This window comes from Mycobacterium sp. IDUB_1, from assembly GCF_055419625.1.
In genome coordinates, this window is record NZ_JBVAYA010000002.1 from 610061 (window position 1) to 632751 (window position 22691).

30 protein-coding genes are annotated in these 22691 nt (G+C 69.2%); 11 read left to right on the forward strand and 19 right to left on the reverse strand.

Annotated elements, in window-relative coordinates:
• The first annotated feature begins 8 nt into the window (after positions 1–8).
• From ACZYYX_RS15950 to ACZYYX_RS15960, 3 genes are read left to right on the forward strand one after another with little or no spacing between them, the layout of a single operon-like run.
• On the forward strand, positions 9–1094 hold the full coding sequence (locus tag ACZYYX_RS15950; RefSeq protein ID WP_463815500.1) for a CaiB/BaiF CoA transferase family protein: 1086 nt from the start codon (positions 9–11) through the stop codon (positions 1092–1094).
• Positions 1095–1115: 21 nt separating this feature from the next.
• Positions 1116–1868, forward strand: a complete 753-nt coding sequence (locus ACZYYX_RS15955) for a 3-hydroxyacyl-CoA dehydrogenase (protein WP_463815501.1) — start codon at positions 1116–1118, stop codon at positions 1866–1868.
• 28 nt (positions 1869–1896) lie between these two features.
• Positions 1897–2886 carry an NAD(P)H-dependent flavin oxidoreductase gene (locus tag ACZYYX_RS15960; protein WP_463815502.1) on the forward strand — a complete coding sequence of 330 codons (990 nt, stop codon included), beginning with the start codon at positions 1897–1899 and terminating at the stop codon, positions 2884–2886.
• 46 nt (positions 2887–2932) lie between these two features.
• On the opposite strand, the gene ACZYYX_RS15965 is transcribed toward ACZYYX_RS15960, so the two are convergent.
• Positions 2933–3064, reverse strand: a complete 132-nt coding sequence (locus ACZYYX_RS15965) for a hypothetical protein (protein WP_463815503.1) — start codon at positions 3062–3064, stop codon at positions 2933–2935.
• A gap of 129 nt (positions 3065–3193) precedes the next feature.
• On the opposite strand from ACZYYX_RS15965, the gene ACZYYX_RS15970 reads away from it, so the two are divergent.
• Positions 3194–3841 carry a class I SAM-dependent methyltransferase gene (locus ACZYYX_RS15970; protein ID WP_463815504.1) on the forward strand — a complete coding sequence of 216 codons (648 nt, stop codon included), beginning with the start codon at positions 3194–3196 and terminating at the stop codon, positions 3839–3841.
• On the opposite strand, the gene ACZYYX_RS15975 is transcribed toward ACZYYX_RS15970, so the two are convergent.
• Complete coding sequence (locus tag ACZYYX_RS15975) at positions 3838–4554, reverse strand: NAD-dependent deacylase (RefSeq protein WP_463815505.1); 717 nt, start codon at positions 4552–4554, stop codon at positions 3838–3840. The genes ACZYYX_RS15970 and ACZYYX_RS15975 overlap by 4 nt on opposite strands.
• 36 nt (positions 4555–4590) lie before the next feature.
• On the opposite strand from ACZYYX_RS15975, the gene ACZYYX_RS15980 reads away from it, so the two are divergent.
• Positions 4591–4956: a GntR family transcriptional regulator gene (locus ACZYYX_RS15980; RefSeq protein WP_463815506.1), complete on the forward strand. Its 366-nt coding sequence runs from the start codon at positions 4591–4593 to the stop codon at positions 4954–4956.
• On the opposite strand, the gene ACZYYX_RS15985 is transcribed toward ACZYYX_RS15980, so the two are convergent.
• Both ACZYYX_RS15985 and ACZYYX_RS15990 read right to left on the reverse strand, forming a co-directional pair.
• Positions 4957–5802, reverse strand: coding sequence for a class I SAM-dependent methyltransferase (locus ACZYYX_RS15985; RefSeq protein ID WP_463815507.1), 846 nt, complete (start codon positions 5800–5802; stop codon positions 4957–4959).
• A 24-nt stretch (positions 5803–5826) separates the two neighbouring features.
• Entirely contained in the window at positions 5827–6345 is a 519-nt protein-coding gene (locus ACZYYX_RS15990) for a DUF1697 domain-containing protein (RefSeq protein WP_463815509.1), read from the reverse strand.
• A gap of 75 nt (positions 6346–6420) precedes the next feature.
• On the opposite strand from ACZYYX_RS15990, the gene ACZYYX_RS15995 reads away from it, so the two are divergent.
• Together ACZYYX_RS15995 and ACZYYX_RS16000 are read left to right on the forward strand one after the other, a co-directional pair.
• Positions 6421–6864, forward strand: a complete 444-nt coding sequence (locus ACZYYX_RS15995) for a PPOX class F420-dependent oxidoreductase (protein WP_463815510.1) — start codon at positions 6421–6423, stop codon at positions 6862–6864.
• Between the two features lie 17 nt (positions 6865–6881).
• On the forward strand, positions 6882–7073 hold the full coding sequence (locus ACZYYX_RS16000; RefSeq protein ID WP_463815511.1) for a DUF5302 domain-containing protein: 192 nt from the start codon (positions 6882–6884) through the stop codon (positions 7071–7073).
• 1 nt (position 7074) lies between these two features.
• Here ACZYYX_RS16000 and ACZYYX_RS16005 read toward each other — a convergent pair whose 3' ends face one another.
• The 9 genes from ACZYYX_RS16005 to ACZYYX_RS16045 form a co-directional block, all read right to left on the reverse strand.
• Positions 7075–8412, reverse strand: a complete 1338-nt coding sequence (locus ACZYYX_RS16005) for an acyltransferase family protein (RefSeq protein ID WP_463815512.1) — start codon at positions 8410–8412, stop codon at positions 7075–7077.
• Positions 8378–9619, reverse strand: a complete 1242-nt coding sequence (locus ACZYYX_RS16010; protein ID WP_463815514.1) for an MFS transporter — start codon at positions 9617–9619, stop codon at positions 8378–8380. The genes ACZYYX_RS16005 and ACZYYX_RS16010 overlap by 35 nt, the downstream gene beginning before the upstream one ends.
• A gap of 28 nt (positions 9620–9647) precedes the next feature.
• Positions 9648–11279, reverse strand: a complete 1632-nt coding sequence (locus tag ACZYYX_RS16015) for a solute symporter family protein (protein ID WP_463815515.1) — start codon at positions 11277–11279, stop codon at positions 9648–9650.
• Complete coding sequence (locus ACZYYX_RS16020) at positions 11276–11626, reverse strand: DUF485 domain-containing protein (RefSeq protein ID WP_463815516.1); 351 nt, start codon at positions 11624–11626, stop codon at positions 11276–11278. Before ACZYYX_RS16020 ends, ACZYYX_RS16015 begins: the two co-directional genes overlap by 4 nt.
• A 154-nt stretch (positions 11627–11780) precedes the next feature.
• Positions 11781–13523, reverse strand: a complete 1743-nt coding sequence (locus ACZYYX_RS16025) for a sodium/solute symporter (protein ID WP_463815517.1) — start codon at positions 13521–13523, stop codon at positions 11781–11783.
• A complete protein-coding gene (locus ACZYYX_RS16030) occupies positions 13520–13888 on the reverse strand; it encodes a hypothetical protein (RefSeq protein ID WP_463815518.1) in 369 nt (122 codons plus the stop codon). The genes ACZYYX_RS16025 and ACZYYX_RS16030 overlap by 4 nt, the downstream gene beginning before the upstream one ends.
• Positions 13881–14663 (reverse strand): LytR/AlgR family response regulator transcription factor, encoded by a 783-nt coding sequence (locus ACZYYX_RS16035; RefSeq protein WP_463815519.1) that lies wholly within the window; start codon positions 14661–14663, stop codon positions 13881–13883. The genes ACZYYX_RS16030 and ACZYYX_RS16035 overlap by 8 nt, the downstream gene beginning before the upstream one ends.
• 13 nt (positions 14664–14676) lie before the next feature.
• Positions 14677–15912 (reverse strand): sensor histidine kinase, encoded by a 1236-nt coding sequence (locus ACZYYX_RS16040; RefSeq protein WP_463815521.1) that lies wholly within the window; start codon positions 15910–15912, stop codon positions 14677–14679.
• 79 nt (positions 15913–15991) lie between these two features.
• A complete protein-coding gene (locus ACZYYX_RS16045; RefSeq protein ID WP_463815822.1) occupies positions 15992–16288 on the reverse strand; it encodes a DUF732 domain-containing protein in 297 nt (98 codons plus the stop codon).
• 127 nt (positions 16289–16415) lie between these two features.
• Here ACZYYX_RS16045 and ACZYYX_RS16050 point away from each other — a divergent pair, with 127 nt between their 5' ends.
• A complete protein-coding gene (locus tag ACZYYX_RS16050) occupies positions 16416–17000 on the forward strand; it encodes an HhH-GPD-type base excision DNA repair protein (protein ID WP_463815522.1) in 585 nt (194 codons plus the stop codon).
• Here the strand turns inward: ACZYYX_RS16050 and ACZYYX_RS16055 are convergent.
• Positions 16990–17379, reverse strand: coding sequence for a recombinase family protein (locus ACZYYX_RS16055; RefSeq protein WP_463815523.1), 390 nt, complete (start codon positions 17377–17379; stop codon positions 16990–16992). The genes ACZYYX_RS16050 and ACZYYX_RS16055 overlap by 11 nt on opposite strands.
• Positions 17380–17383: 4 nt before the next feature.
• Positions 17384–18070 carry a nitroreductase family protein gene (locus tag ACZYYX_RS16060; RefSeq protein WP_463815524.1) on the reverse strand — a complete coding sequence of 229 codons (687 nt, stop codon included), beginning with the start codon at positions 18068–18070 and terminating at the stop codon, positions 17384–17386.
• An 18-nt stretch (positions 18071–18088) separates the two neighbouring features.
• On the opposite strand from ACZYYX_RS16060, the gene ACZYYX_RS16065 reads away from it, so the two are divergent.
• Positions 18089–18235 (forward strand): DUF1059 domain-containing protein, encoded by a 147-nt coding sequence (locus ACZYYX_RS16065; RefSeq protein WP_241207105.1) that lies wholly within the window; start codon positions 18089–18091, stop codon positions 18233–18235.
• An 85-nt stretch (positions 18236–18320) separates the two neighbouring features.
• Here the strand turns inward: ACZYYX_RS16065 and ACZYYX_RS16070 are convergent, their stop codons facing one another.
• Positions 18321–19346, reverse strand: a complete 1026-nt coding sequence (locus ACZYYX_RS16070; protein WP_463815525.1) for an Rv1157c family protein — start codon at positions 19344–19346, stop codon at positions 18321–18323.
• Between the two features lie 42 nt (positions 19347–19388).
• Entirely contained in the window at positions 19389–20036 is a 648-nt protein-coding gene (locus ACZYYX_RS16075) for a hypothetical protein (RefSeq protein ID WP_463815526.1), read from the reverse strand.
• 121 nt (positions 20037–20157) lie between these two features.
• On the opposite strand from ACZYYX_RS16075, the gene ACZYYX_RS16080 reads away from it, so the two are divergent.
• Positions 20158–21408 carry a mannosyltransferase gene (locus tag ACZYYX_RS16080; RefSeq protein WP_463815823.1) on the forward strand — a complete coding sequence of 417 codons (1251 nt, stop codon included), beginning with the start codon at positions 20158–20160 and terminating at the stop codon, positions 21406–21408.
• Here the strand turns inward: ACZYYX_RS16080 and ACZYYX_RS16085 are convergent.
• The gene (locus ACZYYX_RS16085) at positions 21356–21637 is read right to left on the reverse strand and encodes a 4a-hydroxytetrahydrobiopterin dehydratase (RefSeq protein WP_463815527.1); all 282 of its coding nucleotides are present in this window, start codon (positions 21635–21637) and stop codon (positions 21356–21358) included. The two genes, ACZYYX_RS16080 and ACZYYX_RS16085, sit on opposite strands and share 53 nt — an antisense overlap.
• Positions 21638–21664: 27 nt before the next feature.
• Here ACZYYX_RS16085 and ACZYYX_RS16090 point away from each other — a divergent pair, with 27 nt between their 5' ends.
• On the forward strand, positions 21665–22054 hold the full coding sequence (locus ACZYYX_RS16090; RefSeq protein ID WP_463815528.1) for a (deoxy)nucleoside triphosphate pyrophosphohydrolase: 390 nt from the start codon (positions 21665–21667) through the stop codon (positions 22052–22054).
• Between the two features lie 4 nt (positions 22055–22058).
• Here the strand turns inward: ACZYYX_RS16090 and ACZYYX_RS16095 are convergent, their stop codons facing one another.
• Positions 22059–22670, reverse strand: a complete 612-nt coding sequence (locus ACZYYX_RS16095) for a TetR/AcrR family transcriptional regulator (protein WP_463815530.1) — start codon at positions 22668–22670, stop codon at positions 22059–22061.
• Positions 22671–22691 lie beyond the last annotated feature (21 nt).

Here is a 22691-nt window from a genome sequence, read left to right on the forward strand (position 1 = left end):
GGTTGGAGATGGCTGGACCTCTGCAGGGACTACGCGTGGTGGAGTTGGCAGGCATCGGCCCTGGCCCCCATGCGGCGATGATCCTCGGCGACCTGGGCGCCGACGTCGTGCGCGTGGAACGTCCCGGTAAGGGCGGCGGCGCACCCAGCGGCGACTACCTGCTGCGCAACCGGCGATCGATCGGTGCCAATCTCAAAGACCCGGCCGACGTCGAGAAGGTACTGAGCCTGATCGCCAAGGCCGACGTGCTGATCGAGGGGTTCCGCCCCGGGGTCACCGAACGGCTCGGCCTGGGCCCTGATGACTGCGCCAAGGTCAACGAACGCCTCATCTACGCGCGGATGACCGGCTGGGGCCAGGACGGACCCCGGGCGCAGCAAGCCGGCCACGACATCAACTACATCTCTCTCAACGGCACGCTGCACGCGATCGGCCGCGCCGGTGAGCGCCCGGTGCCGCCGCTGAACCTCGCCGGCGACTTCGGCGGCGGATCGATGTTCTTGCTGGTCGGGGTCCTCGCAGCGCTGTGGGAGCGGCAGACCTCGGGCAAGGGTCAGGTCGTCGACGCCGCCATGGTCGACGGCTCCAGCGTGCTGATGGCGATGATGTGGGCGTTCCGCGGCACCGGCATGTGGAGCGACGAGCGCGGCACCAACATGCTCGACACCGGTGCGCCCTACTACGACACCTACACCTGCGCCGACGGCCGCTACGTCGCCGTCGGAGCGATCGAGCCGCAGTTCTACGCCGAGATGCTCAAGGGCCTGGGGCTCGACGCCGCCGATCTGCCCGACCAGAACGACGTGAGCCGGTGGCCCGAACTGCGGGCGCGGCTGACCGAGGCGTTCGGCGCGCACGATCGCGACCACTGGGCGAAGACGTTCGCCGGCACCGATGCCTGCGTCACGCCGGTGCTGTCGTTCGCCGAGGTCGAATCCGAACCGCACAACACCGAGCGCGGCACCTTCTACCAGGAGAACGGGAACCTCTACCCCGCGCCGGCCCCGCGGTTCTCCCGCAGCGTGCCGGATTCCCCGGAGGCGCCGGGCGTGCCGGGTGCCGACACCGAAGCTGTTCTGCAGGACTGGGTTTAGCCAACAGAAAGGAATCGATCAATGGAGATCAAGGACGCTGTCGCGGTCGTCACCGGAGGTGCATCCGGTCTCGGTCTGGCGACCACGAAGCGCCTGCTGGACCGTGGTGCATCCGTCGTGGTGATCGACCTCAAGGGTGCCGAGGCGGTCGCCGAGCTGGGGCCGCGCGCCAAGTTCGTCGAGGCCAACGTCACCGATCCCGAGCAGGTCAGCGCAGCGCTGGACGCGGCCGAAGAGATGGGCCCGGTCCGCATCGACGTCAACTGCGCGGGCATCGGCAACGCGATCAAGACCCTCGGCAAGGAGGGGCCTTTCCCGCTCGACGGCTTCCGCAAGGTGGTGGAGGTCAACCTGATCGGCACCTTCAACGTGATTCGCCTTGCGGCTGAACGCATTGCGAAGACCGAGCCGATCGACGGGGAGCGCGGCGTCATCATCAACACCGCGTCGGTGGCAGCGTTCGACGGCCAGATCGGGCAGGCCGCCTACTCCGCGTCCAAGGGCGGCGTTGTCGGCATGACGCTGCCGATCGCGCGTGACCTCTCCCGCGATCTGATCCGCGTCGTCACCATCGCGCCGGGCCTGTTCAAGACTCCGCTGCTGGGCTCGCTGCCCGAGGAGGCGCAGGCCTCGCTGGGCAAGCAGGTGCCCCACCCGGCGCGCCTCGGTGACCCCGACGAGTACGGCGCCCTGGCCACGCACATCGTCGAGAACCCGATGCTCAACGGAGAGACGATCCGTCTCGACGGCGCGATCCGGATGGCCCCGCGATGAGCGCTTGCGCGAAGAGCCGAGGGCAGAGGTGAGCATCCGCACGAAGTTCACCGAGACCTTCGGTGTCGAGCATCCGATCGCCCAGGGCGGTATGCAGTGGGTGGGTCGCGCGGAACTCGTTGCGGCCGTTGCCAATGCGGGCGGGCTGGGGTTCCTGACGGCGCTGACGCAGCCGACGCCTGCTGACCTGGCCAACGAGATCGCCAGGACGCGGGACCTGACCGACAAACCGTTCGGCGTGAACCTGACGATCCTGCCGACGATCAACCCGCCGCCGTATGACGAGTACCGCCAGGTCATCGTCGACGCTGGCATCAAGGTCGTCGAGACGGCGGGCTCCAACCCGGCGCCGCACCTGCCGATGTTCCACGACAACGGCATCAAGGTGCTGCACAAGTGCACCTCGGTGCGGCATGCCGTCAAGGCGCAGAGCCTGGGCGTCGACGGCATCAGCATCGACGGGTTCGAATGTGCGGGTCATCCCGGGGAGGACGACATCCCGGGCTTGGTGCTGATTCCGGCTGCCGCGGACAAGATCGAGATACCGATGATCGCCTCCGGCGGGTTCGCGGACGCCCGCGGACTGGTGGCCGCGCTGGCACTGGGCGCAGACGGCATCAACATGGGATCGCGGTTCATGTGCACCCAGGAGTCGTGCATCCACGACAACGTCAAGGACGCGATCGTTGCCGGGGACGAGCGGGGCACGGAGCTGATCTTCCGGACACTGCACAACACGGCGCGGGTGGCATCGAATGCGGTGTCGCGGGAGGTCGTGGAGATCCTCAAGGGCGGCGGTCAATTCGACGACGTGAAGGATCTGGTGGCCGGGTCGCGGGGCCGGAAGGTGTTCGACGACGGAGATGTCGACGCCGGAATCTGGACTGTCGGTACGGCCATGGGCCTGATCAACGACATCCCGACGGTGGGCGACCTGGTGTCGCGCATCGTGGCCGAGGCAGAAGACTTGATCCGCGGCCGGTTGGCCGGGATGGTCGCGCAGACCTCAGCGGTCTAGAACAGCGGGAAAGAGCGCGCGTCCGTCATGGGCGCGCGCTCTCTTGTCACACTGCGAAGGGCAGGAACTGCTCGTCGTCGAGCTGCTCCGATGTCAATCCCTCGACGAGAACATCGCCGTGGTAGAGGGCGTCGAAATCAACCTTGATGACATCAGCATTGGTGTCGTCGATCCACATGTACTGAACAGTAACCTCGGGGTCTAAGGAAACTTTGAGTCCAGACTCGGAAAACTGTGGCAATTCTTACCCGCGGGTAGGTTCAGCTGTAGACCGGACCTCTGACGGTCGTTTGTGAGGAGCTCTCGGATGGCCACCACTGTCGACAACCCGTTCTTCGCGCGCATGTGGACCGCGATGTCGGCCCGCGAACCGGAATCGGTGCGGCGGTTGCGCCGGGAGAACCTGGCCGGCCTCGCGGGCCGCGTGCTCGAGGTGGGCGCAGGCACCGGAACCAACTTCGCGTTCTATCCGGCCACGGTCACCGAGGTCGTCGCTGTCGAACCCGAGCGCAGGCTCGCCGTCATCGCAGAGCACGCGGCGGCACTGGCGCCGGTGCCCGTCACGCTGACCGCCGACACCGTCGAGGGATTCCAGGCCGGCGGGCAGTTCGACGCGGTGGTGTGCTCGCTGGTGCTGTGCTCGGTCGAGCATCCCGGTGAGGTCGTCACCCATCTGTTCTCCCTCCTGAAGCCGGGAGGCGAGATGCGCTACCTGGAGCATGTCGCCGGTTCCGGAGCCAGGGCCGGTTTGCAGAAGGTCGCGGACGCGACGATCTGGCCGCGGCTGGCGGGCAACTGCCACACCCATCGCCACACCGAAGAGACCATCGCCGGGGCGGGCTTCCGTCTGGAAGGGGCACGCCGGGAGTGGACGATGCCCCGCTGGGTGCCGCTGCCGGTCGCCGAGTTCGCGATCGGCCGGGCCGTCAAACCCGCGTCGTCAGCGAGTCTCTAGCCGATCAGCGCGGGCAGCCGCTGCAGCAGCCCGGGCAGTGCGGTGCCCGCCTTCTCGCGCAGTGACACCGTCGCGCTGCGCGACAGCGGCGTCGGCTCCGGGTTGACCTCGATCACCGGGGTGCCGCTGGCCACCGCCATCTCGGGGAGCCCGGCCGCGGGATAGACCACCGACGATGTTCCGACCACCACGACGACGTCGGCGCCGACCACCGCGTCGACCGACTGCTGCCAAGCCCGGTCGGGCAGCGCCTCGCCGAACCACACGACGTTCGGCCGGATCAGCCCGCCGCAGACCGCGCACCGCGGCGGGTCGACGGACTCGACCGGCTCGGGCATGTCGGGCACCGCGTCGTTGTATGCGGTTCCGCAACTGTCGCAATGGAATTCGAAGAGGCTGCCGTGGACGTGGTACACCTTCGTGCTGCCGGCCCGCTCGTGCAGATCGTCGACGTTCTGGGTGACGACACGCACGTCGGCGTAGTCCTGCCAGGCGGCGACGGCGCGGTGCGCGTCGTTGGGTGCGACGGTCGCCATCATGTGGTGGCGCCACAGATACCAGGCCCACACCCGATCGGGATGCGCCCGCCAGCCGTCCGAGCTCGAGATCTCGTAGGGATCGACGTGGGCCCACAGGCCGGTCTCGACGTCCCGGAACGTCGGCACACCGCTTTCGGCCGAGATCCCGGCGCCGCTGAAGACCGTCACCTGCACTCCACCAAACTAGTCGCTGTGGGCGATACTGAGCACGTGGCCGAGTTGGGGGATTGGGTGCACGTCGACACGCAAGCGGCCCGACCGCTGTTCGACCAGCTCAGAACGCAGATCATCGAGGGTATTCGGGACGGCCGGCTCACGCCGGGCACGCGTCTGCCGACCGTGCGGGAACTGGCCGGCCAGCTGGGTCTGGCGGTCAACACCGTCGCCCGCGCCTATCGTGAGCTGGAAGCCGCCGGCATTCTGGAAACCCGTGGCCGGTTCGGCACTTTCGTTGCGAGCTCGGACCCGGCCGACTCTGCGCTGGCTGACGCCGCACACACCTATGTGTCGGCGGCCAAAGCGCTGGGGGTCGGGAAAGGGCAGGCGTTGCGCTATGTCGAGGCGGCGTTCGGCTGATCAGCCGAATTCGAGCAGCGTGGTCAGCGGCCGCAGCGGGTCGAGCAGCGGCAGCCGCTGCCAGGTCCACAGCACTGCGTTGAGCAGACGGCCCCGGGCAGGTTCGGCCGGCAGATCGTGTACGGCCCGCACCCCGGGCACCGTGTTGGCCAGATCGGCGAGCTCGGCGACCGTCAGCGAGAACGGCATCGGCGGAACGCGGTAGCGCAGCGAGGTGCGCATTCCGCGGCGGGCCAGCGCGGCGAATCCTGACGGCGGGAGATCGAAGATCATCTGGCCGCCGGGGAAACGGGCGGCGCACTCGGTGATGATCGACATCGCTTCCTCGGGCTGCAGATACATCAACAGTCCCTCGGCCGTGATGAACACCCCGTTCTCGGAGTTGCTGCCGGTGTCGACCCCGTCCATCCAGCTGAAGTCGAGCGCGGACTGCGCGCACTCGGTGATGCGATCCGACGGCGGCAGGATGGCCCGTCGCAGGTCGATCATCGGCGGCAGGTCGACACTGAGCCACGAGAAGTCGTGGCCGACCCCGCCGGTGGTGTCGAGTCGATAGAAGCTCGTCTGCAGACCCTCGGCCAACGCCACCACCGTCGCCTTCGGATGGTCGCGCAGATAGCGGCGGGCGTACTTGTCGAACAGGTTGGCCCGCAACGCCATGTCCTGGCGGCGCGTGAAGCCGAACTTCGCGAAGTCGAAGTCGATCGAGTCCATCAGATGGATGGCCATCGGGTCGTCGATGATCCCGTCGGGGCGGCGCGCCTCAGCCGCTCGCACCGCGAGCGTCATCAACGCGGTCTCCGAGACTCCCGTCAGATCCGCAGCGTGCTTGGGTGATCGTGTCATCCGTGGTGATCTCCGTCTTCGCTCTCAGGCTGCCAGCAGCTTGTCGATGGTGCGCAGATTGCGGGTCGTGGTCGAGGGCTTGTACCGCTTGTCGCCCATGGTCTTGCCGACGGTGCTGTCCAGTGTCGACCCCTTGGGCACCTGCCAGTAGACGACGCCGTCACCCGCCTCGATCTTCTCCTTCGGCCCGGGCGACAGCGCGGCCAGCTCGCCGAGAACCTCGGGGTCACTGACGAACGTGACGTAGGACTGGTGACCGTCGCGTTCGCGCTCGAACGGATAGGCGGCGGAGATCTCGGCCAACGTGTCCATGTCGTACACCAGAACCCAAGCGTCGTAACCGAATTCGTCACGCAGTGCCTTTTCGGCTTTCTTGCGGACACCGGCGGCCCCGGCCCGGCTGCTCACGAGCACGTTGCCCGTCGCCAGCACCGTCGTCACATCGGTGAAGCCGGCGTCGGACAGGGCGCGCGCAACTTCGGGCATCTTCAGCTTGACCCCACCCACGTTCACCCCGCGCAACAGCGCGACATAGTGCGTCATCGCGGGGTCACCGTGTTGTGCATGAGGTCCACCTGTTCGATCATTCCACTTCCTGCGCCGACGTACCCTCAGGTGATGACACGCGACGTGTTCGACGACAAGCTGTTGGCGCTGATCGCCGGGAACTCGCTGGGGGTGTTGGCCACCCTCAAACGCGACGGCAGACCGCAGCTGTCGAACGTGTCCTATCACTTCGATCCGCGGACGCTGACGATCTCGGTGTCGATCACCGAGCCGCGGGCCAAGACGCGCAACCTGCGCCGCGATCCCCGCGCAGCCATCCATGTCAGCTCCGACGACGGCTGGGCCTACGCGGTGGCCGAGGGCGATGCCGTGCTCACCCCGCCTGCCGCCGAACCGAACGACGACACCGTCGCGGGGTTGGTCGAGCTCTACCGCGAGATCGCCGGGGAACACCCCGACTGGGACGACTACCGCCGCGCCATGGTCGACGACCGGCGGGTGTTGATGCGCCTACCCATCGGACACCTCTACGGCATGCCGCCCGGCAAGCGCTGAGCGGCTACGCTTGCGCCATGGCATCCCAAGGGTCGGCCGAGTCGTCCGATACTCCCGAGGACGAGAACAAGCGCAAGTTCCGTGAGGCGCTGGAGCGCAAGAAAGCTCAGGCGGGCGGCGGCTCCAACCACCGCGACGGCGGTACGAAGCAACCCCGTGCGCACGGCCCGCTCGAGAACCGTCGCGAGTTCCGCCGCAAGAGCGGCTAACTCACCTTCCCGCAGCGGCCGCCTCACGCGGCGGCTGGGTGACCGGGCGCTCGTCGCGGGCCAGTGCCCTCGCCGCGATCAGCGCGCACAGCGTCACGGCCACCAGCGGTAGGCCCAGATCCTTGAGGCCCCACCCGACCGATGCCAGCGTCGCCGCTCCGGCGATGCAGAGCAGCGATCCGACTGCGGCACTGCGTGCCCCCGGCACGGCCACGAAGCCGCCGTCCCACAACGGAAGTGGGCCGTTCTCCAGTGGGCGCAGCGCGACGAACGCGGCAGCGACCGCTGCCGCCATGATCGCCACCTGCAGGACGGACACGACGACGAAGTCCGGCGCGGCGGGGGCGAAGCGCGGGAAGCCCAGGTAGTCGAACGCGAGATGGATGGCGAGCAGCGGTGGGATGTGCCACAGGTACAGCGTCATCGCTCCGGAGTTGCCGATCGCCGTCGCCCACCACACCCGTGGCCGCCGCGCCCACCGGCCGATCGCGGGCGCAGCGGCAATTGCCAACGCGCACATCATGATCGCGTGCCCAGCCAGTAGCAGCGACGGCGGCGTCATGTTCTTCAGATGCTGGCTCTCCAACCCCACCAGGCTGAGCTCGTACGGGCCGGAGGCCACCAGCGCCACGTTGACGCCGAACGCGACGAGCGCCGTCGTCAGCGCCGTGCGGCCGCGCAGCAGGCCGCGGCGATAGGCGACGCCGAAAGCGCCGGGGATCAACCACATCGCGAAGTTCAGGTAGCCGAGCGCCGACCAACCGTCGACGCTGATGCGTAGCAGGTCGACCCCGGCGACCACGCCGTACAGGACGGCCACCGTCGTGACGAAGCGACGGGTCGTGGTGATCCGCGCGAGCAGCGGCACCGTGGCGAGCACCAGGACGTAGGCGCCGAGGAACCACAGCAGCTGGATGGAGATCCCGGCGATGGGTTCGTAGACGTGCACGGGCAGCACGTCCCGCGCGACGACCAGCGTCACAGCCCAGATCGCCAGATAGGAGAACACCGGCCGGTACAGGCGGGTGCAGCGGCGCATCAGCCAGTCGCCCCAGCTCGCGCCCGGCGTCCACGTCTGCACCGACGCGGCCACGCCGGCGAAGAAGAACAGCGGCATGATCTGGAAGACCCACGTCAGCGCCTGGAACACCGGCGACACCGTCAGCAGGTTGGTCCAGACGAAGACGCCGTCACGGATGGTGCTGGTCGCCATCACGGTATGACCCACGACGACTCCGACGAGCGCGGTGATGCGGATGACGTCGATCGCGCGATCGCGCTCGGGCGGGGTGGCTGCCTCTACCTCATCGGGGCGGGGAAACCGCATCCGTTGGCTCATGCCCCGAAACTAGCTGCGGCTCGGCTTCCTCCGAATGAGTAGAAGCACTCAGGATCGCGATCAGGCAGCCGGCAGCGAGAACGGCGACCGCGATCGCGAACGCCACCCCCGAGGTGCGCAATCCCCACGCCTGGGCGGCCAGGCCCTCACCGACCACGGGAACCGCGATCGCGACATAGGCCACGACGAAGTAGGTGGAGCTGACCTCGGCGCGCCGGTCGAGCGGGGTGCGTTCAGACACCGCGGCCAGCCCCCGGCTGAAGCTGATGCCCTGGCCGATGCCGGAGATGACGGCCGCTGCGATCAGGCCCGGCAGCGAGCCGACGTGCAGGGCCACCGCCAGCGTCGCCATGCCGGCGATCAGGATCGCGCAGCCGATCGCCACGGCCCGTTCGGGATTAATGGTCCGCGCCGCGACCTGGGCCAGCGCCGAGGTGAGGAAGATCGTGCCGGCGATGAGCCCGGCCAGCGCGTGGTTGCCGATGCCGATGACCTCGGCCAGGAAGGACGGCGCCACCGCGGCGAACAGGCCGGTGACGGCGAACCCCGCGAAACCCGCGAGCGCGGCCACGATGAAGACCGGCCGCGCCTCCGGCGGCACCGCCAGACGCTGGAACCCGAGCCGGCCCTGCCGCGGGGAGGTCTCCCGTGAGCACAGCACCGCGACCGCGGCGGCGACCGTCAACGCGAGGTGCACGACGAAGCTCAGGTCCAGCGGCCGTGGCGCGTACTGCACGAGCACGCCGGCCAGCACCGGACCCAGGCCCAACCCGCCGATGTTCACCACCGAGGCGACCGCGGCCGCCCGGCCCCGCCACGCCGGCGGCGCCGCCTCGATCACCGCCGCCGTCGCCGTCCCGGTGAACAACCCGGCCGACAACCCGGACAGCACCCGGCCGACGAGGAGTTCGGGCACCGAGTCGGCCAGGACGAACACCACGGCGCTGGCCGCCGCCATCGCGATCCCGGCCAGCAGCACCGGCCGCCGGCCCACCACATCGGACCAGCGGCCGAACAGCAGCAGCGCCGACAGCACGCCGCCGGCGTATGCGGCGAAGATGATCGTCGTCGTCAGCACGTGGAAGTGCAGTTCCTCGGCGAACAACGCGTACATCGGCGTGGGCAGCGTGGTGCCGACCATGATCGCGGCGAACGCGTAGCCCAGCAGAGCCATCGAGTAACGGTGCACGGACATTCTCAGCGGCATACCCGCCGAGGCTATTCCGCAGACCGGGTCAGTGCGCGACCGCCTTCTCCGCGCCGATACCGGTGAGCGACCGCACCTCCATCTCGGCGTTGACCTCCGGGTTGCCGCGATCCGACGAGGTCAAGGTGCCGACGATGCCGAGCACGAACGCCAGCGGGATCGACACGATGCCGGGGTTGGCCAGCGGGAACCAGGCGAAATCAGCGCCCGGGATCATCGAGGTCTTGGCGCCCGACACCGCGGGGGAGAACACGATCAGCACGAGGGTCGAGATGAGCCCGCCGTACATGCTCCACAGCGCGCCGCGGGTGTTGAACCGCTTCCAGTACAGCGAGAACACGATCGTCGGGAGGTTGGCCGCTGCCGCGACCGCGAATGCGAGCGCGACCAGGAACGCCACGTTCTGGCCGTTGGCGAGGATGCCCAGGCCGATCGCGAACACGCCCAGCACCACCGCGGTGATCCGGGAGACCCGGACCTGCTCGGCCTCGGTCACCTGATGGTTCTTCAGGACACTCGCGTAGATGTCGTGAGCGAAAGACGCCGACGCGGTGATCGTCAGGCCGGCGACGACGGCGAGGATGGTCGCGAACGCCACCGCCGAGATCACGCCGAGCAGGACCACGCCACCCAGTTCGAACGCCAGCAGCGGCGCCGCGGAGTTCACCCCGCCCGCGGCGGACAGGATGCGGTCGGGCCCGACCAGGGCGGCCGCGCCGTATCCGAGCACCAGCGTGAACAGATAGAACGCGCCGATCAGCGCGATGGCCCATACGACGCTGCGCCGCGCCTCCTTGGCCGTGGGCACCGTGTAGAAGCGCATGAGCACGTGCGGCAGGCCCGCGGTGCCCAGGACCAGCGCCAGTGCCAGCGAGATGAAGTTGATCTGCGAGGTCAGCGAGCCGCCGTACTGCGCGCCGGGGGCGAGCACGTCACGCTTGGCGACGCCTTCGGTGGTGGCGCCGCTGATCGCCGACTGCGCGGAGCCGAGGATCTCGGAGAAGTTCAGCCCGAACTTGGCGAGCACCATCACGGTCATGAAGCCGGCACCCACGATCAGCAGCACGGCCTTGATGATCTGCACCCATGTGGTGCCCTTCATGCCGCCGACCAGCACGTAGACGATCATCAGCACGCCGACGACGGCGATGACGACGGACTGGCCGGTGCGGCTCTTGATGTCGAGCAGCAGCGCCACGAGCCCGCCGGCGCCGGCCATCTGGGCCAGCAGGTAGAACAACGACACCGTCAGGGTGTTGGTGGCCGCGGCGAGCCTCACCGGGCGCTGCTTGAGCCGGAAGCTCAGCACGTCGGCCATCGTGAATTTGCCTGTGTTGCGTAGCAATTCGGCGACGAGCAGCAGCGCCACGAGCCAGGCCACGAGGAAGCCGATCGAATAGAGGAAGCCGTCGTAGCCGTAGACCGCGATCGCGCCCGCGATGCCGAGGAAGCTGGCTGCCGACAGATAGTCGCCGGCGATCGCGATGCCGTTCTGCGGGCCGGAGAATCCGCGCCCGCCGGTGAAGAACTCGTCAGCGGTGGCGTTGCGCTTGCTGGCGCGGATCACCACGATCATCGTGACGACGACGAACAGGCTGAAGATCCCGATGTTGGCGATGGGGTTGCCGACGGTCGAAGACTGCGCCAGGACGGTGGTCATCGGAGGTCGCCTTCCAGTTCGGTGCGGATCGCCTCGGCGCGCGGGTCGAGCTCACGGTTGGCGAAGCGGACGTAGAGGCCGGTGATGAGGAACGTCGACAGGAACTGACCCAGGCCGATGATGAGCCCGACGTTGATGTCGCCCCACACCCTGGTGGCCATGAAGTCGTGGGCGAAGGCGCCCAGCAGTACGTAGACGGCGTACCAGACGATGAAGATCCCGGTCATCGGGAACACGAAGCGGCGCAGTCTGTTTCGTAGCTCCTGGAACTCCGGGCTGGCCTGGACTTCGAGATAGCGTTCCCCGCTGATCGCGTCCGGGCGGATGGGTAGGTCGGTGTCGGACACGGTGATGTCGCTCCTGACTGCTGTGAACCGGCTGTGCTCAGGACCGTAGTTGAGATGTGGGTCACAAAAACAGGCACAATCGGGTGAACACGATGAGGTCGGGCAGCGCTGCGGTGAGCGGTCGGTCGGCATCGACGAACGGCTGACGAGGGGCTTACGTGTCGGGCACGCGCTCGACGACCATCCCCAAGTTCTCCGGCAGGTGCATCCGCGCGAACGTCTGCGCCACGTCAGCGGGCACCGACTCGCGGGTCACGCGGCTGACCACGATCATCGTCGCGAATGCCAGCGGAACGCTGATCGCGGCGGGATACCCGATCAGCACAGCAGGCCACCCTCCGGCGACGTCGTCGTCGACGCCCCCGGCGACCGCAACCGTCACCGCGACGCCGGAGAGCAACCCGCCGACGGCCAGTCCCCACCCGGCCCCTGCGGCGGTCAGGCCGCGCCACCAGATGCCCAGCACCAGCAGTGGGCACAGCGTCGAGGCCGCCACCGCGAACGCCAGTCCGACGCTGCGGGACAGCTCGAGCCCGCCGGATGCGGCCAGCGCCAACGGAATCGGGATCAGACCGCCGATCACCGCAGCCACGCGGAAGTCCCGCACGCGGCCACCCAGCACGTCGGTGGCCAACGCGCCGGCGAAGCTGACCAGCAGGCCCGACGACGTCGCCAGGAAGGCCGCGATCGCACCCGCAGCCACCAGCGCCGCCAGCAGCTGCCCGGCCGCGCCGCCCACCGCGGACCCGGGTGCCAGCAGCACCGCCGCGTCCGCGGTTCCGGTGATCAGCAGCTGCGGCACGTAGAGCCGGGAGAACACGCCCAGCAGCGTCGGGAACAGATAGAACAGCGCCAGCAGCGCGATGACCGCCAGGGCTGTGCGCCGCGCCGCCCGTCCGTCGGGGTTGGTGTAGAAGCGCACGAGCACGTGCGGCAACCCCATGGTGCCCAGGAAGGTCGCCACCATGATCGACACGACCTGATACATCGGATGGGCACCGCCCAGCCCGCCGCCCGAGGCGATCCAGTCGGCCCCGGCGGCGGGGGTGCCCGCCACCACCGGTGTCGCCGCGCCGGCCGCCAGCCGCAGGGTGCTGCCGGCGCCCAGGGTGTGCTCGCCCGCGCCGCCGACGGGCGCGTCGGCCACCGGACGCCCGTCGAGCGTGCCGGTGACCGTGATGCCTCCCGGGGCGACCACCTGCACCACCACATCGGTGTCGATGGCCACCGTGATGTCCTGCGTGACGGTCGGGGGGAGCGGGCCACCGAGCTCACCGCCACGATCGCCGAGGAACAGACCCGCCAGCGCGAGCGCGGGAATCGCCACCGCGGTCAGTTTCAACCAGTACTGGAACGCCTGCACGAACGTGATCGAGCGCATGCCGCCGGCCACCACGTTGGTCAGCACGATCGCGCCGACAGCCAAGGGCCCCAACCACACCGGCGTCCCGAGCAGGGTGCTCAGCGTCAGGCCCGCACCCTGGTACTGCGGTACCAGATAGAAGACGCAGATCACCACCACGACGAGCATCGCGATCTTGCGCAGCCGCTGGGAGCCGAGCCGGAACTCGGCGAAGTCGGGCACGGTGTAGGCCCCCGAGCGGCGCAGCGGCGCCGCGACGAACAGCAGTAGGCCGAGATAGCCCGCGGTGAAACCCACCGGGTACCACAGCGCATCGGCACCGTACTTGGCGATCAGCCCCGCCACGCCGAGAAACGATGCTGCCGAAAGGTATTCACCCGAGATCGCGGCGGCGTTCCACTGCGAGCCGACAGTGCGGGAGGCGACGAGGAAGTCGGAGGTGGTGCGGGAGAAGCGGACTCCGTAGGCGCCGATCGCGATCGTGGCACCGGCCGCGGCCAGCAGCGCGGCGGCGGTCAGCGGTGAACCGGTCACGGTTCGGCGTCCACCACGCCGACGAAGTCCCTCTCGCCCTGTTCGGCGAGTCGCACGTAGGCCCAGCCGATGCCGTACAGCAGCGGATACACCAGGCCGGCCAACACCAGCCAGTTGAGCCGCAACCCGAGCACCGTCACCGAGCTCAGGGCGGGGAACAGCGCGGTGATCACCGGGATCGCGCCTACCAGGCAGACCACCACCGCGCCGAGCCGCAGCGCCAAGCCGAGCTGCGCACGCACGAGCCCGCGCACCAGCGCGTCGCCCACCTGGGTCTGCTCTTGCACCTCGACGCGAGTGCGCACCATGCGGGCGCCGCGACGGTGCGCGAGCACGACCCGCTGTCTCTGTGGGCGGTCACTCATCGCTGCCTCCCGGGCGCAGGCTGCGCATCGGGCTGCGCACCACCCGGTCCCGCAGCTCGCGGGCTTGGCGCCGGCTGACGGGCAGTTCCACCGCAGGTGACGCGCCGTTGTCGCGCAGGCGAACCAGGACCGCGCCGTCCGCGGTGCGCAGCCCCGTCACGAACGGCAGCGCGACCAGGTAGGAGCGGTGCACCCGCTGGAAACCGTGCTCGCCCCAACGGTTTTCCAGGGTGCTGAGCGGAATCCGCACCAGGTGCGCCCCGGACGCCGAATGGAGGCGGGCATAGTCGCCTTCAGCTTCGACCCAGCTGATGCTCATGCGGGGGATGAGGTGGGTGACGCCGGCGAGTTCGGCGGGAATGACGTCGGAGTCGGCGTCGTCGCGCTCGGTCGGAGTGTCGGCAGGGCGGGACGTCACGACGCGGCGGACCGCTTCGTCGAGACGGTCGTCGCGGATCGGCTTGAGCAGGTAGTCGACCGCGCCGAGATCGAAGGCGGCGACGGCCTTGTCGTCGTGAGCGGTGACGAACACGATGGCCGGCCGCTGCGCGTAGTGCGCGAGCACCCCGGCCAATTCGATGCCCGACAGGCCGGGCATGTTGATGTCGAGGAAGACCGCGTCGATGCGACGGTGATTGAGCTCCCGCAGGGCCGAGGTCGCGTCCCCGGCGCGGATCACCTCGCCGATGTCGGGGTGACGGCTCAGCAGGTACGCCACCTCGTCCAGGGCGGGGACCTCGTCGTCGACCGCGAGAACGGTGAGGGATCTGCTCACTGCCTACACACGCCTAGCCATTTCGACCCACCCCGAACGTCCCTCCATCGGCCCGTACGCCGGATCGGAACTTGGGCACCCGCATGGTCACCTTGGTGCCGGCGCCGATCGCTGTCTCGACCACCAGACCGTAATCGTTGCCGAACGCCGCGCGCAGTCGATGGTCGACATTGGTCAGTCCGACGTGCGCCGAGGCGCCCTCGGTGCCGCTCGTGTCGCCGGTCGGCAGTGCGTCGCCCGTTCCCGAACGCAACACCTCGGGGTCCATGCCGACACCGTCGTCCTCGACCGAGATGACGCAGTCGGAGCCCTCGTCGCGCGCGATCAACTCGATGGACCCACTTCCGCGTCCCGCGAAGCCGTGCCGAACGGCGTTCTCCACCAACGGTTGCAGAGCGAGGAACGGGACCGTGACGGTGAGCACCTCGGGGGCCACCTGCAGCCGCACCCGCAGCGCGTCGCCGAAACGGGCGCGCTCGAGGGTGAGGTAGCGGTCGATGTTCTTCAGTTCCTCGGCCAGCGTGGTGAATTGGCCGGCGGCGCGGAAGGAGTAGCGGGTGAAGTCGGCGAATTCCAGGACGAGGTCGCGGGCGCGATCGGGGTCGGTGCGCACGAACGAGGCGATCGTGTTCAGCGAGTTGTAGAGGAAGTGCGGGCTGATTTGGGCGCGCAGCGCGAGGACCTCGGCGCGGTCGAGCCTGGCCCGCGAGGCGTCGAGTTCGGCGAGTTCGATCTGACTCGCGGCATAGCGGGCCACCTCGCCGACGGCGCCCAGCAGACCCGGACCCGGGGAGCGCGTCGTCACCACGACCAGGACACCCAGTACGTCGCCGCCGTCGGCGAGCAGCGGTTGTGCGACGACCGCTGAGGTCGGGGCGTGCCCCATCACACGGCGCTGACCGGAGAGCGAATCGCCGGCCGCTGTCGCACAGGCGTCACGCACGTCGGCGTCCCATTCGTCGCTGGGGTCGTCGGGATCGCAGACCAGCAGCTTGCCGGTGCTGTCGAACAGAGCGAGCCGGTCGGTGCCGGTGAGTTCCCGCAGGAACGGGGCCGCCTCGCGGGCGGAGTCCGGGGTCAGGCCCTGGCGCAGCGCACGGGCCGCGAGCGACGCGGTGTGCAGCGCGGCGTGCACGGCCCGCTCGGTCGGTGTCGCGACCACCCGCCGGGTGCGTAGCGCCAAGACGACCGCCGCCACCGCGATGACGATCAGCGCGACGGTCAGGGCGATGGCGAGCTGGCCGGACATGGTTCACGCTCCTCGCCACATATTCAGTTGTCGATGGTATGCCTCGGCTGTGCCTTGGCCGACTACTGCGCAGCGCGCGTCACTGCACCGGGCACGCGTACTTGCGGGCGACGTCGAACACGCGCTCCTGCGCGCCGGGGCCGATGACGCCCTGGGCCGCCAGCTCGAGGCCGATGTAGCCGGGGATGCCGCCGATGCACGCCTGATGCGCGACCCGCCACGCGGTGTCGGGGTTGAGGTTGTAGCCGTTGCGCTGCAGGCCTTGCAGGTAGGCGTCGAAAGCCGGCGTGCCCTGATCCGGGATGGCTTGGGCGGTTCCGGCGAGTGCCAGCGCGGCGGCTGTCGCCGCGAAAAACGTGGCCGCAACGCGTTTCATCATGTCGTCATTCCCCCTAGGTGCAGACATGAAGAATAGTTTCGCCTCTGGCTATCTCGCAGCCGATTGAGTGAGGCATGTCGTGCTGGGGCTCATCGCCGAGGTCGGGGCCGCCTAAGCTGCTGGCATGACTGTGAATCTCTGCTTGGCGCAGGACGCAGACGCCGACGCTCTGCTCGACGAGAGCCCCTTCGCGCTGCTGGTCGGCATGCTGCTCGATCAGCAGATCGCCATGGAGGTGGCGTTCGCCGGGCCGAAGAAGATCGCCGACCGCATCGGCGGCTTCGACGCCGCGACCATCGCCGACTTCGACCCCGAGGAGTTCGCCGCGCTGTGCGCGCAAACCCCTGCGGTTCATCGCTTTCCGGGTTCGATGGCCAAGCGCGTGCAGGCGCTGGCGCAGACGGTCGTCGACGAGTACGGCGGTGACGTGACGGCCCTGTGGTCCGACGGCGCCGACGGCGCGACCGTGCTGCGTCGTCTCAAGGCGCTGCCCGGCTTCGGCGAGCAAAAGGCCAAGATCTTTCTCGCGCTGCTCGGCAAGCAGTACGGCGTCACGCCGTCGGGCTGGCGCGCCGCGGCCGGTGACTACGGTAAGGCCGGTGCCCACATGTCGGTGGCCGATGTGAAAGACGCGGGCTCGCTGCAGAAGGTGCGCTCGTACAAGAAGGAGATGAAAGCGAGGGCCAAGGCGGCCAAAGCTACGACCTGAGCTCACTTTCGAACGCGGTGTCCAGCGCCGCGAGCTCAATCAGGACCTCGGCCACTGCTCGACCCGCCGCGCTCGCGGTGTCGAGGCCGCTCGCCAAGCAGCGCAGCGTGATTGCGCGGCCTGTCAGGTCCGCCACGATGTGCGCCACCTCGGCCGACGAGCGCCCCAGACGGTCCAGGCTCACGACCACGACCGCATCTCCCGGGCGGGCATAACTGAGTAGCGCGATCAATCCTGGCCGCATCTTCTCCGCCGAACCGGCTGCCCGATCCGTGAAGATGCGCCGTGAGTCGACGCCCGCGGCGGCGAGTTCGGCGAGCTGGTCCGCGAGGTCCGCCGCCGGCCCTCCGGCCGTCGCGTACCCCAGCGTCACTGCCATCTCTTCACGGTCTCACGGGTGCGCCATCGTTCGAGAAGGGCACGCCGTCGAAGCGCTCCGACGTCACGAATTGCGCGACCGGCTTGCGGGTGAGCGTGCGGACCTGCCGTTGCGGTCGACCGAGCGGAACGACAGCGGCCAGCGCATAGTCGTCGGGAATGCCGAGCAATTGCTTGACCCGCGGCTCCTCGGCAACCGCCATTGTCGTCAGTACACCGCCGAAGCCCTCGTTACGGGCGGCCAGCAGCACGTTCCACACGAACGGGTACACCGACGCGCCGGCGATCACGCCGATGCGGTCGAGGTCTTGATCCGTCGCGGCCACCACGCCGAGATCGACACAGACCACCAGTACCACCGCCGCGGTGTGCAGCGGCGCTGTCATCGCGGCAGGCACCTCGGTGGCTGCCACCTGCTCAAGGGTCGCGCGCATGGGCTGCAACGGATTCCACGGACCTTCGCCGTTCGCGGACTGGGCTCTGTAGCGGCGCGCGCCGGTCTCGCTCAGGGTCGCCAACGCCGCGCGCGTATCGAACTCGCGCACCACGATCACCCTCACCCCTTGGCGGTTGCCGCCCGTCGGCGCGAACCGTGCGTGGTCGAGGATGCGGTACAGCGTCTCGTCGGGCAGCGGGTCACCGGTGAACTGCCGGACCGCCCCCGTCGAACGCATCACCTCGTAGGTGTCCATGTGTGCCATTGTGATGTCATGAAGACTCACTTGAGCTGCCCGTGCGGCGAGGCCATTCAGGGCAAGGACGAGGACGATCTGGTCGAGAAGGCCAAGGCGCATCTGTCCGAGGTGCACCCCGGCCGCGACTACGACCGCGACGCCATTCTGTTCATGGCCTACTGACCCGAAACCGCGGAATAGCATTCCTGGCTGTTGATCGTCGCCATTGACGACCAGGAATGCTATTCCGCGGCGAGGGGGAGCCAGTTCAGGGGACGACCGTGGAGCCGATCGTCGGCATGAACTGGCACTGCTTCTCGGTCGTGGTGACCTGACCGAAGATCGTCGACATGATGCTGCCGGAGCCGGTGTCGGCGATGGCCGTCAGCGTCGTCGGCCCCTGGGGGTTCATGTCCGGCCGGGGCTTCAGCGTCACGCTGCCCGACTTGCCCGTGGTGAGGTTGACCCACGTGGCGTTCAGCGGAAGCTTCTGCTCGGCCGCAGGACCGGGCGTGCCGATCGCGGTGAACACGTACGCCGTCTGGCCGGGGCCAGGTCCGGGTAGCGGGATCGCGGCCGGGCCTGCCACCGAGATGGCCGTCGCGAGCACGTTGCCGCCGTCAGCCAGGCAGCCGTTGCTGATCGAGGGATACAGGAAGTCCTGCGTCACCGGGGTATTCGGCCCCAACGCGCCCCCGCCGGGCGTCGTCGCGGCGACCGGCGTGGCGGCCGGGGCCGCCGGATCGGGGGCCGGTGCCGGCGGGGCCGCCGGATCGGGAGCCGGTGCCGGCACGGCGGCCGCCGGATCGGGAGCCGGTGCGGGCACGGCGGCCGCCGGGTCAGGCCCCGGCAGCGCCGCCTGCGGCGTCACCATGTGCGCCACCTCCGGCGCAGCATCCGGAGCCGGACCCACCGCGAACTCCGGGTTCACGCCCGCCGGGAGGTGAGCCTCCGCGCCGGGCACCGCCCCCGCCGCAGGAACGTGCGCGACGGGTTGCACGAACTGGTTGACCGCCGACGCCACGTCCCGCGACGGCGCCGGGGCCGCGGCGTCGCCGGCGAACACCGCCGCGGCGGCCATCAGCATCGACGCCGCATTCGACGGATCCGCCGCGGCCTGCTGGATGACCGGCCCGAGGCTCTGCACCGCGGGCAGGCCCGGTGCGGTGAGTCCGTCGATCGGCAGCGGCGCCACCGGATCGGCGTGAGCGACGCCGGTCACGCCGACCGCCAGCAACGCGGTCGATGAACTCACCGCCAAGGCGGTGGTGAGCATCGTCCTGATCGTTGACATGGTTCCCCTCGTGTCGGATGGGCGGTTATCGGGCGAGCTGAATCAGGGCAGGGCCGAGAGAAGCGGAGCCGCGACGGGAGCTGCCGGCGCCGCAGGCACGGCCGGTGTCGTCGCAGCGGCGGGCGTCGCCGCAGTGGCGCCGGTCGGCAGCAGGCTCGACAGCGGGGACCCGCCGGGCAGCAGTGAGGCCAGGCTGCCGGGCGCGCCGAGGACATCGGTCAGACCCGACAGCGGCGAAGCGGCGGCCGGCGTGTTGACCGGCGGGACGGTGGTGGTGTTGCCGGCCGGCACGGTGCCGGGGGTGGCCGTCACCGTCGGCATGGCCGCGGGCAGCGTCTCCGGCAGCGCGGCGACGGCGCCGGGCAGGGCGTTGACGCTCGGCGGCAGAGTCAGCGACGCAGTGGCTCCCGGGGCGGGGGCCAGCGGTGCGGTGGCGGCGCTCGTCGTCGCGGACGCGGCGGCGGGGGCGCCGCCCATCAGGTTGGCGAAACCCTGCATGAGCTGCGTCGCAGCCGCCGGGTTGGCGGCGAGTTGCTGCAGGAACGGCAGGCCGGGCACGGCCGGGGCCGGCGCCGGAGCGGGGGCCGGGGCCGGTTGAGCGGCTGCTCCTGCGCTGAGGGCAACAGCAGCCGTCACCGCTCCTGCCGCAGCAATCATTGTGGTGGCGAACAGTTTCCGGGTGCGGTGCATGAGAACTCCCAATCGATGTAGTGGCACGCCTGAACCCGAAGCTAGCCTGTTACTAGAGTTACTCAAGTGACATGAGTGGCATTTATTCAACCGTTACGGACGTGAAGGCAGATGGTGACCGATCGATAGAGTCGGAGCCATCGACACCATCGAGGCGGCAGCGGGCTCACGGTGGGCAGCCCGGCTGTCTGCCGCGGCCCCCGTGCTGCTGATCCTGAGCATCGGCGCCCGGCTGGCATGGACCTATTTGCTACCCAACGGCGCGAATTTCGTCGACCTGCACGTCTACGTCGGCGGCGCGGCCGCGCTGGACCGGCCCGGCACCCTCTACGACTACGTCTACGCCGACCAGACCCCGGACTTCCCGCTGCCGTTCACCTACCCGCCGTTCGCCGCGGTGGTGTTCTATCCGCTGCACCTGCTGCCGTTTCCGGTGGTGGCCTTCCTGTGGTCGCTCGGGATCATGGCCGCGCTCTACGGTGTCGTGCGGGTCAGCCAGGACCTGCTGACCGACACCGCAGCGGGCGGTGACCGGCGTGTCGCCATGCTGTGGACCGCGGTCGGCATCTGGACCGAACCGCTGCGCAGCACCTTCGATTACGGCCAGGTCAACGTCGTTCTGGTGCTGGCCATCCTGCTCGCGGTGCGCAGCAGACGCTGGTGGATGTCGGGGCTGCTGGTGGGACTCGCCGCGGGCATCAAGCTGACCCCGGCCGTCTCGGGTCTGTACTTCGCCGGCGCACGCCGCTGGGCGGCGGTGGCGTTCTCCGCCGTCGTGTTCTTCGCGACGATCGGTGTGTCGATGCTCGTGATCGGCCAGCAGGCCCGGTTCTACTTCACCGACCTGCTCGGCGACGCCGGGCGTGTCGGCCCGGTCGGCACATCGTTCAACCAGTCCTGGCGCGGCGGCGTCTCGCGCATTCTCGGCCACGACGCCGGTTACGGCCCCGCCGTCGCGGCCGGGATCGCCGTGACGGCCGTCCTGGCCGTGCTGGCGTGGCGCGCGATCGGCGGCGCGGCCGACCGGCTCGGCGCGATCGTCATCGTGTCGCTGTTCGGACTGTTGCTGTCGCCGATCTCGTGGACGCACCACTGGGTGTGGCTGATCCCGCTGATGATCTGGCTGCTGCACGGCCCGCTGCGCGCAGAACTCGGCGCGCGGATCCTGGGGTGGGGGTGGCTGGCGCTGACGCTGATCGGGGTGCCGTGGCTGCTCAGCTTCGCTCAGCCGACCATCTGGCAGATCTCCCGGCCCTGGTACCTGGCGTGGGCCGGGCTGATCTACATCGTCGCGACGTTGACGACGCTGGGGTGGATCGCTAGCCGAGGAGGCCGTCGATCTCGCGGGCCATCGCCACGTCCTTGTCCGTGATACCGCCCTCGGAATGGGTGACCAGCGCGAAAGTTACTGTGCGCCAACGGATATCGATGTCAGGATGATGGTCGGCCGCCTCTGCGCGCTGAGCCACCCGCCGTACCGCCTCGATGCCGTCGAGGAAAGCGGGGAAATCCACGCTGCGGCGCAGGGCGCCGTCGGAGCGCTCCCAGCCGTCGAGTTGGGGCAGGACAGCATCGACATCGTCGTCTGATAACACGGCCATGGGTTCGACGGTATACCGTCTGCGGCAATGTCCACCCTGGTTGTCGTCGCCGGCGCGCTGATCGAGCAGGGCAGGCTGCTCGTGGCGCAGCGGGCCCGTCCGCCCGAGCTGGCGGGGTGCTGGGAGCTGCCCGGCGGAAAAGTGGGTACGGGGGAGAGAGACGCTGAGGCGTTGCAGCGAGAGTTGTTGGAGGAGTTGGGGATCGAGGTCACTGTCGGTGCACGCCTCGGGGCGGATGTCGCGTTGAGTGAGACGGCGACGCTGCGGGCGTATCTGGTGACCCGCACCGGTGGGATGCTGCATCCGCACGACCATCGGGCGCTGCGCTGGGTCGTCGCCGCGGACATCGACGGCCTGCGCTGGGTGCCGGCCGATCGGGCGTGGCTGCCTGATCTGGCGGCTCTACTGCACGGCTGACGCGTCACGCGGTGGTTCCTTCGGTGTCGCGGATGAACACCCCCGCGGTGAGCGCGGCCAGTGTTGCCCGTGTCGTGCGCTCGGCGTCCTCGGCGTCGGGTGCCCCGCTGCCCGTCAGCATCCGGTAGTAGAGCGGCGCGGACAGATGGCGGATGACGTCTGCGGGGTCCGTTCCAGAGGGCCCTTCCCCCTTGGCAATTCCCTCGGAGATCGCAGGGGCGAACTCGTCGGTACGGGTCCGGTAAAACCGTGCGAGAGCGTCTGCGGTATCGCGGTTGCACGTCGCGGCGGCGATGATCGCGGCGAAGAGGCGCCCCTGTCGAGGGTCCGCGAGGGTGCGCTGGATCAGCAGGGCGATGGCGAGCAGGTCTCCGGGCAGGCTCCCGGTCGTCGGCCGCGGCGACGACGTGTCGGCCATGTCGACGAGCAGGTCGGCCACGAGCGCTGACACCGTGCCCCACCGCCGGTAGAGCGTCGACTTGCTGACCCCTGAGCGACGGGCGATCTCGCTGAGGTCGACACCCTCCAGGCCGCCGTCCACGAGGAGGTCGGCCGTCGCCTCGAGAACGGCCTCGCGCACCTGCGCGGTTCTGCCTCCGGGTCGGTGTGTCGCCATTCGATCATGTTAACGGGACAA